Source organism: Pseudomonas sp. DW-iso17, from assembly GCF_058725345.1.
The window spans coordinates 1-14,373 of sequence record NZ_JBZXEA010000021.1 but is presented as its reverse complement, the minus strand read 5'-3'; the positions used below and the strand labels follow the sequence as shown (position 1 = coordinate 14,373).

Sequence of the window (14,373 nt, the reverse complement as noted above, 5' to 3'; positions counted from 1 at the left end):
GCTCCCACATTTGGGTCTGCGTTCCTTCAGTTCCCGCCCAGCCACAGCCCTTGCCGATTCAAGTGCCAGGCAATTGCCCACAGCGTCAGGCTGCGCACCGCCATGAACAGCAGGAAGGTGATCCACAATCCGTGGTTACCCATGCCCTGCAACGCCCAGGCAATCGGCAGTACCAGCAGCACCGTCAGCAACATCCCATTGCGCATCTCCCGCGCGCGCGTTGCGCCGATAAACAAGCCATCGAGCAAATAACTCCACACCGCAATCAACGGTAATACCGCAAGGTAGGGCAGGTAGATATCGGCGGTTTCGCGCACGCTGGGGATATCGGTTTGCATGGCGATAAATAGATGGCCGCCGAAGGTGAACAGCAGGGCGAAACCAATGCTGGCGATTAACGACCAACCACAGGCCACCACCAGCGAGCGACGCAACGCCTGGCGGTCATGGGCACCAATGGCGTGGCCGCATAGCGCTTCGACCGCATGAGCCAAGCCATCCAAGGCATGAGCCGTCAGTAATAGGCCGTTAAGCAGCAGCGCATTGGCCGCCACGGTGGCATCGCCCAGCCGCGCACCTTGCACCGTGATCATGAAAAATACCGACTGCAAGGCGAGGCTGCGAATAAAGATGTCGCGGTTCACCGCCAGCAATGGGCGCCAGCTTTGCCACAGTTTCAACGCGGCCCAGGCGATATGCCCCGGATAGGCGAGCAGGGCTTTTTGCGTGAGCGCCAGGCCGAGCAGGGCGCCGGTCCATTCCGCGATCACCGAGGCACGGGCGGAGCCGACCACGCCCCAGTCCAGGCCAAGTACAAACCACAGGTTAAGCGCAATGTTGACCAGGTTGGTGGTCAGCAGAATCGCCAATGGCGCTCGTGCATTCTGGGTGCCGAGGAACCAGCCGACCAGCGCATAGCTGGCGAGGGCGGCGGGCAGACCGAACAGACGGGTGTGGAAAAACTCGCGGGTCAGTTGGTTCAATTCAGGGGAGGGCTGCATCCATTCCAAAGCCAGGTGGCTCAGGGGAATACCGACCGTGCCCAGCAACATCGCCAACCCCAGCGCCAACAGCAAGCCTTGCAACAGGATTTGCCGCAGCGCCGCACCATCGTTGCGCCCGGCGGCCTGGGCGGCGAACCCGGTGGAGCCCATGCGCAGGAAACCCATGGCCCACGCCAGGAAGGTATACAGGCTGGCGCCGACAGCCACGGCGCCCAGTTGATGGGCGTGGGGCAGGTGGCCGATGACCATGCTGTCGACCAGGGCTACCAAGGGCACCGAGATATTCGACAGGATCATCGGCGCGGCCAGGGCCCAGACGCGGCGGTGGGTAGGGCGGTGGCGCCAGTCGGACAATAAGGTGGACATGTAGTCTCCTTCGGGGGAGCGGCATTGTACCCGGCCATCAGTTGTACAGCAGGCCCAATGTGGGAGCTGGCTTGCCTGCGATGACGGACTCTTTGCCAACTCATCCGGTGACTGACCCACCGCTATCGCAGGCAAGCCAGCTCCCACATTTTGATCTTGATCGCCAATGGTTGTGGGATTTGGCTTGGCTTCATGCCCCACCAAGAACCAACCGCCCCTCCGTCGGTCAATGTGACCGGTGCCGCAGCGGCTTGGTCGGCGCTGATATATAGTTCACCCCTCGGTTCCCTCTGACTATGAGTGCCCCATGCTTAACAAAGGACTGTTCCTGGCCTGCGCGCTGGCCCTGCTGAGCGCTTGCGATTCTTCCGATAAACCCGCTGCACCGCCTGCGCCCACTGTGGCGGCAGCGCCGAAGCCGGTGAAAGCTGCGGTGGACGTGGCAGCGTTGAAGCAACGCTATGCCGGGCGCGAGCTGAGCGTGGTGGACGTGTCCGAGGTGCAGTTGGACGGGGCCAGCACCTTGTCGGTGAGCTTTTCCATTCCTCTGGATCCGGATCAGAAGTTCGCCGACAAGCTGCACCTGGTAGACAGCAAGTCCGGCAAGGTCGATGGCGCCTGGGAACTGTCCGATAACCTGATGGAATTGCGCCTGCGCCACCTTGAGCCGCAGCGCAAGCTGGTGCTGACCGTGGACGCCGGGGTGAAGGCAGTCAACGGCAACACCCTCGCCGCCGAATACAGCGCCCGCCTGGAAACCCGCGACCTGCAAGCCACCGTCGGCTTCGCCAGCCGCGGCACCCTGTTGCCGACGCGCCTGGCCGAGGGCCTGCCGGTGATCGCGTTGAACGTCGACAAGATCGACGTGGAATTCTTCCGGATCAAACCCGAATCCCTGCCGTCATTCCTGGCGCAGTGGGGGCGTAATACCAGCCTGCAAAGCTATGAGTCCCGTGAACTGCTGCCAATGGCCGAGCTGGTCTACGGCGGGCGTTTCGACCTGAACCCGGCGCGCAATACCCGCGAAACCCTGCTGCTGCCGATTGCCGGCCTCAAGCAGTTGCAGCAGCCGGGCGTGTACCTGGCGGTGATGCGTGCTTCGGGCACCTACAACTATTCGCAACCGGCCACCCTGTTCACCTTGAGTGATATCGGTCTGTCGGTGCACCGCTATGCCAATCGCCTGGATGTGTTTACCCAGGCGTTGGAAGGCGGTAAGGCGCTCAACGGCGTCGAACTGGAAATCCTCGATGCCGAAGGCCGTGTGCTCGGACAGGGCAAGACCGAAGACGGTGGCCACGCCGAGTTGCCACTGCCGAAAAAAGCCCAGGTGTTACTGGCCAAGCAGGGCGAGCAAACCAGCCTGCTGCGCCTGGACAGCGCCGCGCTGGACCTCGCCGAGTTCGATATCGGCGGGCAGCCCTCTCACCCGTTGCAGTTCTTTGTGTTCGGCCCGCGTGACCTGTATCGCCCCGGCGAAACCGTGCTGCTCAACGCGCTGTTGCGTGACAAGGATGGCAAGGCGGTAAAGCCGCAACCGGTCAGCGTCGAAGTACGGCGCCCGGATGAACAGGTGAGCCGCAAGTTCGTGTGGGAGGCCGACGCGTCCGGCCTGTATCAATACCCGTTGCAACTGGCCGGCGAGGCGCCGACCGGTCGCTGGCAGTTGGTATTCGACCTCGGTGACGGCAAGCCGCAACTGTATGAATTTCTCGTCGAAGACTTCCTGCCCGAACGCCTGGCGCTGGAACTCAAGGGCAGTGACACGGCGTTGAGCCCGGCGGATAACCCGGTCATCCAGGTCAACGGTCGTTACCTCTACGGCGCGCCCGCGTCCGGTAACCGCGTCAGTGGCCAGGTGTACGTGCGCCCACTGCGTGAGGCGGTCAAATCCCTGCCGGGCTACCAGTTCGGTTCCGTCACGGAAGAAGAGCTGAGCCAGGATTTCGAGCTGGACGAAAGCGTACTCGACGCCAATGGCGAGCAAGCGCTGACCCTGGAAAGCAAGTGGGCCGAGGCCAAATCGCCGTTGCAACTGATCGTGCAAGCCAGCCTGCAAGAGTCCGGCGGGCGGCCGATTACCCGGCGCCTGGTGCAGCCGATCTGGCCGGCCGAGCAGTTGCCGGGCCTGCGTGGCCTGTTTGATGGCAAGGAAACCAACGGCGATGGCCCGGTGGAATTCGAAGTGCTGGTGGCCAACCAGGACGGTCAGAAACTGGCCGCACAAGACCTCAAGGTGCGCCTGGTGCGTGAGCGCCGCGACTACTACTGGAACTACTCGGAGAATGACGGCTGGAGCTACCACTTCAACGAGAAATTCCTCAATCTCGATGAGCAGAGCCTGAACATCAAGGCTGGCGACACCGCCAAGGTCAGCTTCCAGGTGGAGTGGGGCCCTTACCGCGTGGAGGTCGAAGACCCGCAGACCGGGCTGGTCAGCAGCCTGCGTTTCTGGGCCGGCTACCAGGCCCAGGACAACACCGAAGGCGGTGCCGTGCGCCCCGACCAGGTCAAGCTGGCGTTGGACAAACCCGCCTATGGTGATGGCGACACCGCCAACGTCACCGTCACGCCACCGGCTGCCGGTAAAGGCTACCTGTTGGTGGAGTCTGCCGAAGGTCCGCTGTGGTGGCAGGAAATCGACGTGCCGGCCGAAGGCAAAAGCTTTGCGGTGAAGCTCGACCCGAAATGGTCGCGCCACGATCTGTATGTAAGCGCCCTGGTGATTCGTCCGGGCGAGCGCAAAGCCAACATCACGCCTAAACGCGCCGTGGGCTTGCTGCACCTGCCGCTGGATCGTACCCAGCGCAAACTCGGCCTGACCCTCACCGCGCCAGAAAAAATGCGCCCCAAACAACCGCTGACGGTGAAGATCGCCGCCAAAAACGCCGATGGCAGCGTGCCCCAACAGGTGCACGTACTGCTGGCGGCGGTGGATGTGGGCATCCTCAATATCACCGAATACCCAACGCCCGATCCGTACGCCAGCCTGTTTGGCCGCAAAGCCTATGGCGTCGACCAATTCGACATCTATGGGCAACTGATCGAAGCCGGTCAAGGGCGCCTGGCCAGCCTGGCATTTGGTGGCGACGCGGCATTGGCCAAAGGCGGCAAGCGCCCGGACACCAGCGTGACCATCGTTGCCCTGCAAAGCGCCCCGGTGACTCTGAACGACAAAGGCGAGGGTGAAGTCAGCGTCAATATTCCCGACTTCAACGGCGAACTGCGCCTGATGGCCCAAGCCTGGAGCGATGATCGCTACGGTATGGCCGAAGGCAAGACCGTGATCGCCGCCCCGCTGATTGCCGAGTTGTCGGCGCCGCGCTTCCTGGCAGGAGGCGACCAGACCACCTTGGCCCTGGACCTCTCCAACCTGTCGGGCAAGGCCCAGAAACTCGATGTGCAATTGACCGCGCAAGGTCAGTTGCAGTTGGTCAACAGTGGCACGCAATCGGTTGAGCTCAAGCAAGGTCAGCGCACCACCCTGCATATTCCGGTACAAGCCTGGGGCGGGCTCGGCCAGGGCAAGGTCACGGTCACCGTCAACGGCCTGGACTTGCCGGGTGAAAACCTGCCGCCGTTCAGCCGCGAATGGACCTTGGGCGTACGCCCGGCGTACCCGGCCTTGCTCAAGCATTACCGCGCAGTGCTCAAGGAGCAGCCGTGGAGCTTGCCGTCGGGCGCACTGGATCAATTCGATGCATCGGGACGTGAGGCGTTGTTGAGCCTGTCGAGCCGGCCGCCGTTGAACCTGGGCGCGCAGATCAGTGCACTCAAGGCGTACCCCTACGGTTGCCTGGAGCAAACCGCCAGTGGCTTGTACCCGTCGCTGTACGCCGACGACGCGTTGCTCAAGCGCCTGAGTATCAAGGGCGAGCCGGATGCCGAGCGCAAGCGCAAGATCGAGTTGGGCATTGAGCGCCTGCTGGGCATGCAGCGCTACAACGGCAGCTTTGGTTTGTGGGGCGCCGATGGCGAGGAAGAATATTGGCTGACCGCCTATGTCACCGACTTCCTGCTGCGCGCCCGCGACCAGGGTTTTGCCGTCCCGCCTGAAGCCTTGAAGAAGGCCAGCGAGCGCCTGTTGCGGTATGTGCAGGAACGTAATCTGATCGAGGTCGATTACAGCGACAACGCCGAACACACCCGGTTTGCCGTGCAGGCGTATGCCGGCATGGTGTTGGCGCGCAGTCAGCAGGCGCCATTGGGCGCGTTGCGCAGCCTGTTCGAACGGCGCAGCGACGCACGCTCCGGCTTACCGCTGGTGCAGTTGGCCATTGCCCTGCAGAAAATGGGTGACCAGCCCCGTGCGGATCAGGCGTTGTTGGCCGGCTTGGCGGCGCAGCGCAATGCCAATGAGTGGCTGGCCGACTACGGTAGCCCGCTGCGCGACCAGGCGATGATCCTGGCGTTGCTGGAGGAGAACGACTTGGCCAAGGGCCAGCGCGAGGAGCGGTTGTTCACCTTGTCGGATCAGTTGGCCGCCAGCCCGTACCTGTCGACCCAGGAGCGTAATTCCCTGTTCCTGGCCGGGCGCCTCGGGTTCGCCAAGCCCCAAGCGAACTGGCAAGTGTCGCTCACCGGCAGCGGCGGTGTGCGTGAGTTGAACAACCAGCAATCGACGTTGGAGTTGGACGGTAAGTTGTTGTCCAGCGACCTGGCCTTGACCAATCAGGGTGAAGCGCCGGTGTACCAGCAATTGACGGTCTCGGGTTATCCACACGTGCCGCCAGCGGCCGGTGGCAACAACCTGAGTATCCGCCGCGAATACCTGGGCATGAACGGCCAGCCGTTGAACCTGCGTAACCTCAACAGCGGTGATCTGGTGCTGGTGCACTTGGCGGTCAGCGCCAAGCAACGGGTGCCGGATGCCCTGGTGGTCGACCTGTTGCCTGCCGGCCTGGAACTGGAAAACCAGAACCTGGCCCAAAGCGCGGCGAGCCTGGAGAACGCCAGCAGCCAGGTGAAGGAGTGGCGTGAGTCGATGCAGAATGCCTCGCTCAAGCATCAGGAGTTCAGGGACGATCGCTATGTGGCCGCGATGAATCTGGATGGCTATGGCACCACGCACTTGCTGTACCTGGCGCGCGCGGTGACACCGGGAACCTACCGCGTGCCGCCGCCGCAGGTAGAGTCGATGTATCGGCCGAACTGGCAGGCGGTGGGCGAGACGCCGGTGGATATGGTGATCAAGGGCCGCTGAAAGACAATGGTTCGATCCCTGTAGGAGCGAGCAAGCTCGCTCCTACAGGGGGAATCGAGCGTTTGCCTGTCAGTGCACAACCCAACTCAGCAACCACAGCCCCAGCATCAGCCAGATGATCCCCACGATAATCGAGGCCCGCATAAAGGCGCGTACCGCCGAGTAGAGGAACAACAACCCGACAATCAGGGTAATGATGCTGATGATCGAGGTGTCCATGCCCAAGGTGCGTGACAGGCCGTCGATAAAGTTGCCGCCGGCGTGGGTCAAGGCCCCGAACAAACCGCTGAGCCCGTCGACGATAAAACGGATGACGGAACCGAGCGCCTGGCCCAACCATTCGAAAAAGCTTTCTACCTGCATGTGCGTGTCCTGATGAGAAGGTGGGCGTAACTGTGCCTTTGGTTGTCGATAACGCAGGCGAGTTCCCTGCAAGCATAGAGGTTTGCCCGTTTGAGTTTTAGTTTAATCACGTCCGAATGTACGCGGCCCAATGTGGGAGTTGGCTTGCCGGCGATAGCGGTGGGGCAGTTGTGGATAAGTTGACTGATCCTGCGCTATCGCAGGCAAGCCAGCTCCCACAGTTATTGCGCTGGGCTTTGGGTTGTGTGGTGTTGGTGGTTGCCCTGCTATGGCTGGCCGATCGTATCTGGCCCTTGCCCCTGCCCCAGGACGGCCTGGCCCGGGTAGTGCTGGCCGAAGATGGCACACCGCTGTGGCGATTTGCCGATGCCCATGGCGTATGGCGCTACCCGGTACACACCAGCGAAGTATCGCCTTATTACCTTGACGCGTTGCTCACCTATGAAGACCGTTGGTTCTACCAACACCCCGGCGTAAACCCGTTGGCGCTGGTGCGTGCGACCTGGCAAAACCTGAGCGGCGCGCGGGTGGTGTCCGGCGGCAGCACTTTGTCGATGCAGGTTGCGCGCCTGCTCGACCCACATTCACGCACCCTGCACGGCAAGTTACGCCAGCTGTGGCGTACCGCGCAGCTGGAGTGGCACCTGTCCAAGGACGAAATCCTCAACCTGTACCTGAACCGCGCACCTTTCGGCGGCACGCTGCAGGGCGTGGCGGCGGCAAGCTGGGCGTACCTGGGCAAGTCACCGTCTCAGCTGACTCACGCCGAAGCCGCGTTGCTCGCGGTGTTGCCCCAGGCGCCAAGCCGTTTGCGCCCGGACCGTCATCCGCAGCGCGCCCAGGAGGCCCGCGACAAAGTGCTGCGCCGCCTGGCCGAGTTTCAGGTATGGCCGCAATCGGCGGTTGATGAAGCCCTGGAAGAACCCCTGCTGCTCGCCCCACGCTTGGAACCTAGCCTGGCGCCTCTGCTCGCACGCCGGCTGAACCGCCCCGACAGCCCGCCGCTGATCCGCACCACCCTGGATGCCACCTTGCAACGCCGTCTGGAAGACCTGTTGCTGGGCTGGCGCGCACGCCTGCCGGAACACACCTCGGCGGCCATCCTGGTGGTGGAAGAAGAAAGCATGGCGGTGCGCGCCTACCTGGGGTCGGTGGATATCAACGACACCAAGCGCTTTGGCCATGTGGACATGATCAGCGCGCTGCGTTCGCCCGGTTCCACCTTGAAACCTTTTCTCTACGGGATGGCGTTGGACGACGGCCTGATTCACTCTGAATCCCTCTTGCAGGATGTGCCTCGACGCTATGGTGACTACCGCCCTGGCAACTTTTCCATGGGCTTTACCGGGGCAGTGCCGGCGAGCACGGCGTTGTCCAGCTCGTTGAACCTGCCGGCGGTGCAGCTGCTGGAAGCCTACGGGCCCAAGCGCTTTGCCGCGCAGATGCGCATCGGTGGCATGCCGTTGGCGTTGCCGGCATTGGCCGAGCCGAACCTGGCGTTGATTCTCGGCGGTGCGGGCAGTCGCCTGGAGGACCTAGTGAGTGGCTACAGCGCCCTGGCCCGCGATGGCAAGAGCGCCACCCTGCGGTTGCAACCGGACGATGCGCTCAGGGAGCGGCCGTTGCTGTCGCCCGGCGCCGCGTGGATTGTGCGGCGCATCCTCAGCGGCCAGGCGCGGCCCGACCGCGACCCGCGTGCCGAGCTGGTCCAACGCCCGGTGCTGGCGTGGAAGACCGGTACCAGCTACGGCTTTCGCGATGCCTGGGCGATTGGCGTAGGCCCGCGTTACCTGATCGGCGTATGGATCGGCCGGCCCGATGGCACGCCGGTACCCGGGCAATTCGGCCTGGCGTCGGCAGCGCCGTTGATGCTGCAGGTGCACGACGTGCTGACCAACCGCGACAGCCAGCGCGGCATCAGTGCGCCGGTCAAACCGGTGCCTGCCAATATCGGCGTGGCGGCGATCTGTTGGCCGCTGGGCCAGCCCATGAGCCGCAGCGACCCCAACTGCCGCCGCCAGCGTTTTGCCTGGACCCTGGACAACACCACGCCGCCGACCTTGCAGGCATTGGATCAACCCTTGAGTGTGGGCTTGATGGAAAGCATCTGGGTTAACACCAAAGGCTTGCGGGTCGATGCCCATTGTCCTGGCGCAACCTCCAAAAGCATTGCCCTATGGCCGGCACCGCTGGAGCCTTGGTTACCCAGGGTTGAACGCCGCGAAGCGCGCATCCCGGCGGCTGACCCGGACTGCCCGCCACCGGCGCTGGCCGCGTCATCGCCGTTGTCCATCGTAGGCGTACGCGAGGGCGATCAATTGCGTCTGCCCGCTGCCAGTCAGCAAGCCTTGCGCCTGAACATCTCCGCCCTGGGCGGCAGTGGCCGGCGTTGGTGGTTCCTCAATGGTGCGCCGTTGGGCGACAGCGCCAATCAGGACAGCATCAATGCCAGTTTTGAACGGCTGGGCCGCTATCAGCTCAGCGTATTGGATGAAGCCGGTCAAACCGCCAGGCTCGAGTTCAGCGTTGTCGACTGATCGCTGATCGTTCCCACGCTCTGCGTGGGAACGCCGCCTGGGACGCTCCGCGTCCCGTCATGGGGTAAGCTATACCCATTCAGGAGCCCGCGCATGAACCTCGAACACCTCACCGAACGCCTGCACCGCATTCGCGATACCAATGACTGGAAACAGTTTCACAGCCCGAAAAACCTGGCCATGGCTGCCAGCGTGGAAATGGCCGAGCTGGTGGAAATCTTCCAATGGCTCACCGAAGACCAATCCCGCCAACTGCCCGCCGATAAACTCGCCCATGCGGGCCAGGAGGTCGGTGATATCGTCCTGTACCTGCTGCTGCTGTGCAGTGAACTGGGCCTGGATATGAACGAAGTGGTGCGCGCCAAACTGGCCGATAGCGAACGGCGGTTTGCCCATGAGTGATCGTCATTTCGACCAGTTGGCCACGCGCTTTGCCGAAAAAATCTACGGCGGCGCCAAGGGCGCGATTCGCCTGGCGGTGCTCCAGGCCGACCTGGTAGAAGCCTTGCCGCAACGCCCATTGCGCGTGCTGGATATCGGTGCAGGCCTGGGGCATATGTCGCTGTGGCTGGCCGAGCAGGGCCACGAGGTAACCCTGGCCGAACCCGCTGCGCCGATGCTTGAAGGGGCGCGTCAGCGCTTTGCTGACGCCGGCCAGACCGCGACCTTTATTCATGCACCGTGGCAGGACTTGCTCGGCCAACTCACCGAGCCTTACGATCTGGTGCTGTGCCATGCCGTGCTGGAGTGGTTGGCCGAGCCCCACGCCATCCTGCCGGTGCTGCACCAACTGACGCTGCCGGGGGGCTGGTTGTCCCTGGCCTTCTACAACCGTGATGCGTTGATCTACCGCAACCTGCTCAAAGGCCACTTCCGCAAAATGCGCAAGAACGACATGGCCGGCGAAAAGCAGAGCCTGACGCCGCAACAACCCCTGGACCCACGGGAGTTGGCGACGCAACTCGAAGGGCTGTGGCAGGTCGAAAGCCAAAGTGGCGTGCGGGTGTTCCACGACTATATGCCGGTGGAATTCCAGGCGCGCGCCAACCTGCAGGACTTGTTGGAGATGGAGCTCGCTCACCGTCGTCACCCAAGCTTTGCCGGGCTTGGGCGATATTTGCACTGGATCTGCCGCCCGGTTTAAGCGGCCCAGCGTGGGAGGTCGACATGCGTCGTCTCGGTTTAATCCTGTTGTCTTTAGGTCTTGGGGCTTGTTCGAGCCCCAACCCTTACGTCGCCAGTTCGGCACCGATGCCGCCGGCGCCCGCCCAGGCAGCCACTACCTTTGATGCCAGCGCTTACCCCGCGCCGGTACGCGACTATGGCGCCTACCGCAGTTGGGGCTGGCTCAACGGCCAGTTGCCGGCGGGTACGGCCTGGGCCGATTCGGCGCAGATTGCCGAGGCGGTCAGCAGCGCTCTCGACCAGCGTGGCTTGCGTCCCTTGCATGACAAGCGTGCGCCCGACCTGCTGGTGAGCGCTGATGTACGCCTGGAAAAACGCCTGCGCCAGGTCCAGGATGATTACGGGTATGGCTACGGTGGCTACAACCGTTATGGCAATGGTTATGGCATGTACAACAGCGTGCCGGTGGTGCGTACCTATGAAGTGACAGTGGCCGTGGCGCGTATCAGCCTGTTCGATGCGCGCACCCGCCAGCCGGTGTGGAGCACCAGCGCCGAAACCACCAGCCAGGGCAGCCTGAGCGAACGCGCCGATAGCTTGCGCAAGGCGATGCAGAAGGCAATGGCCGCCTATCCGCCCAGTTAGCAGCTATTCTCATTACAGGCCCACGTTGTTTTTTGGAGAACACCATGCTTCGTCGCATCGCTGCACTTGCTGTTGTCATGTTGCTGGGCGGTTGCCAGAGCAACCAGGTCAACCATGATTTCGACGCCAGCCGAGACTTCGGCGCCTATCGCAATTGGGCCTGGAAAGACCCGGCGTTGCAGTACCGTCCCGATGACCCGCGAATCAAGAGCGACCTCACCGAGCAACGCATCCGCCAGGCCGTGGGCGAACAGCTGGATCAGCGCGGTTTGCGTCCTGCGGCGGCGGGTACCAAGGCAGACCTGAATGTGCAGGCCTATTTGATTGTCGAAGACCGCCAGCAGCAAGTCACCACCAACTATGGCGGTGCCTGGGGCGGCCCGTGGAATGGTTATTGGGGCGCGCCGATGTACAACGAAACGCGCAATATCACCTACAAAGTGGCGACCATCCAGATCGACCTGCTCGACGGCAAGGACGGCAAACTGGTGTGGCGCGGCAGCGACGAACAAATGATGGCCAGCACGCCAAACCCCGAGGATCGCAACAAGGCCATCCGCAGCACCGTGACCAAGATTCTTTCAAACTACCCGCCACGCTGATCCCCCGTACCCCCTGTGGGAGCGGGCTTGCTCGCGAAAGCGGTGTGTCAGTCACTGCTTCAGTTACTGCACTACCGCTTTCGCAGGCAAGCCAGCTCCCACATTTGATCTTCAGTGTTTTGAGCATAGCGTTCGCTTAGCTGAGTTGTATTAGGGGGCCGACATTCTGGGCATCTCCGCCAGTCGCCAATGTGGCGAGTTGCCAGCAACCTGTCGAAGCCTTGTCTACACTCCAGTGCAACGGAGAGTTAGCGCAGGAGTGCTTCGATGTCTCCCCGATTCGGTTCCAGACAGCGTGGTGCAATAGGCTTGATGGCGGCAGGCACCTTGGCCTTGGCTCTGGTGTTCACGTTGCTGGCGGTCGACAGCGGGCGCTTGTATCTGGAAAAGCGCAAGCTGCAATCCGTCGCCGACACCTCGGCGTTGGAAGCCGCTGGTCTGGGTGGCCAGTGCGGTACCAACACCACCGCGAACGCCTATGCCACGCAAAATGCGGCGCGCAACGGTTTTGTGGTCGGTAATGGCAGCACCCTGGCGGTGACATGCGGCACCCTGGCGACCAACGCCCTCAACACCCGTGTGTTCAGCGCCGATGCCACCAAGAGTGACGCAATCCGCGTGGTGGCCTCGCGCACCGTCCTGACCAGCATCGCCAATGGCCTGTGGAACCTGTTCAGCGGCGCGCCGATCAACCCGCAGATCAACTTGAGCGCCACCGCCGTCGCGGCGACACCGCCGCCCGTGGCGCAGTTGTCGATCCGCAGCAGCCTGGCCAGCGTCGATTCAGGCAAATCCCCGCTGCTCAACCTGGTGATCGGCAACCTGCTCGGCGGCAACCTTTCGCTCACGGCGGCGGGTTGGAACGGCTTGCTGCAGACCAACGTCAACCTGCTCAGTTACCTGGACCAACTGGCGATCAACCTGAACGTGAAGGCCGGTGACTACGATGCCTTGCTCAGTACCGCGGTCTCGGCGACTCAACTGATCGACGCTGCTGTGAAGGTCTTGCAGAAAAACGGCGCGGCGGCCACGGCAGTCATCAATGACGTGATTTCGATTCAAGCCATTGCACCTAACAGCAAGCTGTTAACGGTGGGAGACCTGGTCGACATCGCCACCGGCACGCCGACAGCGGCGCTGAATAGCAACGTGCAGTTGTTTCAACTGCTGGAAGCGGTAGCGCAGTTGTCCAGTAGCAAGAATGCGGTGAGTGCGGCGGCGCAGGTCGCGATTCCGCTAGTGGGCAATGTGTCGATCCAGACCAAGGTCATCGAACCGCCGCAGCTGTCGGCCATTGGCAATCCAGCGTTGGCGAAGAAGGGCTTATTGAATACCCCGCCGACCGATCAGATTTTTGTACGCACTGCGCAAGTGCGTACGTTGGTGACTGTACAGGCGCCGATCATCAAGGCGGTTTCTGGCGTGGCGTCCATATTGACGGGCCTGGGCACGCCGGTGTCCCAGGTGGTCAAGGGCTTGTTGAATCTCAACCTGCCGGCGGTGGTTGGCGGTGTGTTGTGCCTGGTGGCCTGCAATGTGGCTGACGTCGATGTCACAACATCGCTAGGCATTTACATCGAAGCCGGCAGTGCGCAAACCAATGTCACGGATTTCAATTGCGACTCGCCGGCTTCCAAGTCCTTGACAGTGAAAACCACCACGTCCCTGGCTACCTTGGCCGTCGGTACGGTGGATCCGGCGGCGGCTTTTTCTTCCTCCGCAGCAGTCAATGTACAGCCCGTCAGATTGATCGATTTTGGCGAGCGCTACTGCGTCGTCCTGACGCTGCTGTGCAGCCCCAACCGTACGCCTAATGTGGGGGGCGGTTTGCTGTTGAAAGCCAACTCCACCATTGCCGCGCAAACCAGCACGATGGTGTTTGCGCCGGTTGCCGAGATGAATGCGCCGCCCACCTACAAGTTCGCGCCGGGCACCGCCAATATCGTCGGCAGCCTGGCGGCGACCCTTAATGGCTTGCAGGTGACTTACGCACCGCCCAGCGGGAGTGTCTCCAATGGCGCGTTGGCTGGCGTTGCCGGGCTGTTGGCGACTATCACTACGGCGGTGGTGGGGTTGATCCAGAACGTGCTGTCGCCGATTCTCGACCCCGTCGTCAACACTTTACTCAGCGCCTTGGGCATCAACCTGGGTAACGCCGAAGTCGGTGCCAATCTCTCTTGCCATATGGGCCGGGCTTATCTGGTGATTTAGCCTGTTGGTCTATCTGACGCGCCGCGTTCCAAATGTGGGGGCTTGTCTGGGATGGCGGCCTGACAGCCGACGCCTATCTGGCTGACACCCCGCGTTCCAAATGTGGGAGCTGGCTTGCCTGCGATGGCGGCCTGACAGCCGACGCCGATCTGGCTGACACCCCGCGTTCCAAATGTGGGAGCTGGCTTGCCTGCGATAGCAGCCTGACAGCCGACACAGGTATACCGAGTACATATCCATTCCTGCGGTAACGGCCACTTATGGTTCCGCTTTTACAGCCAGCCCTTTCAAGGTCTTTTCGTCTTGGCAGCCTTGAT

At 62.4% G+C, this 14,373-nt stretch carries 9 protein-coding genes; 7 read left to right on the top strand and 2 right to left on the bottom strand.

Going from position 1 to position 14,373, the window contains the following annotated elements; translation table 11 throughout:
• Positions 1–26 precede the first annotated feature (26 nt).
• Entirely contained in the window at positions 27–1,370 is a 1,344-nt protein-coding gene (locus AC4PS6_RS14550) for an MATE family efflux transporter (protein ID WP_198833765.1), read from the bottom strand.
• Positions 1,371–1,677: 307 nt separating this feature from the next.
• Here AC4PS6_RS14550 and AC4PS6_RS14545 point away from each other — a divergent pair, with 307 nt between their 5' ends.
• Positions 1,678–6,573 (top strand): alpha-2-macroglobulin family protein, encoded by a 4,896-nt coding sequence (locus AC4PS6_RS14545; protein WP_492180867.1) that lies wholly within the window; start codon positions 1,678–1,680, stop codon positions 6,571–6,573.
• A gap of 69 nt (positions 6,574–6,642) precedes the next feature.
• Here the strand turns inward: AC4PS6_RS14545 and AC4PS6_RS14540 are convergent, their stop codons facing one another.
• Positions 6,643–6,936 carry a hypothetical protein gene (locus tag AC4PS6_RS14540; protein WP_003188208.1) on the bottom strand — a complete coding sequence of 98 codons (294 nt, stop codon included), beginning with the start codon at positions 6,934–6,936 and terminating at the stop codon, positions 6,643–6,645.
• Between the two features lie 245 nt (positions 6,937–7,181).
• On the opposite strand from AC4PS6_RS14540, the gene pbpC reads away from it, so the two are divergent.
• The 6 genes from pbpC (at position 7,182) to AC4PS6_RS14510 (ending at position 14,056) form a co-directional block, all read left to right on the top strand.
• Entirely contained in the window at positions 7,182–9,473 is a 2,292-nt protein-coding gene (gene pbpC, locus AC4PS6_RS14535; RefSeq protein ID WP_336826803.1) for a peptidoglycan glycosyltransferase PbpC, read from the top strand.
• A gap of 93 nt (positions 9,474–9,566) precedes the next feature.
• The gene (locus AC4PS6_RS14530; protein WP_003188211.1) at positions 9,567–9,875 is read left to right on the top strand and encodes a MazG-like family protein; all 309 of its coding nucleotides are present in this window, start codon (positions 9,567–9,569) and stop codon (positions 9,873–9,875) included.
• Positions 9,868–10,617 carry a methyltransferase gene (locus tag AC4PS6_RS14525; protein WP_014716739.1) on the top strand — a complete coding sequence of 250 codons (750 nt, stop codon included), beginning with the start codon at positions 9,868–9,870 and terminating at the stop codon, positions 10,615–10,617. The genes AC4PS6_RS14530 and AC4PS6_RS14525 overlap by 8 nt, the downstream gene beginning before the upstream one ends.
• A gap of 23 nt (positions 10,618–10,640) precedes the next feature.
• Positions 10,641–11,243: a DUF4136 domain-containing protein gene (locus AC4PS6_RS14520; protein WP_014716740.1), complete on the top strand. Its 603-nt coding sequence runs from the start codon at positions 10,641–10,643 to the stop codon at positions 11,241–11,243.
• Between the two features lie 44 nt (positions 11,244–11,287).
• The gene (locus tag AC4PS6_RS14515) at positions 11,288–11,845 is read left to right on the top strand and encodes a DUF4136 domain-containing protein (protein WP_014716741.1); all 558 of its coding nucleotides are present in this window, start codon (positions 11,288–11,290) and stop codon (positions 11,843–11,845) included.
• A 267-nt stretch (positions 11,846–12,112) separates the two neighbouring features.
• Positions 12,113–14,056 (top strand): pilus assembly protein TadG-related protein, encoded by a 1,944-nt coding sequence (locus tag AC4PS6_RS14510; RefSeq protein WP_130175381.1) that lies wholly within the window; start codon positions 12,113–12,115, stop codon positions 14,054–14,056.
• Positions 14,057–14,373: the final 317 nt, after the last annotated feature.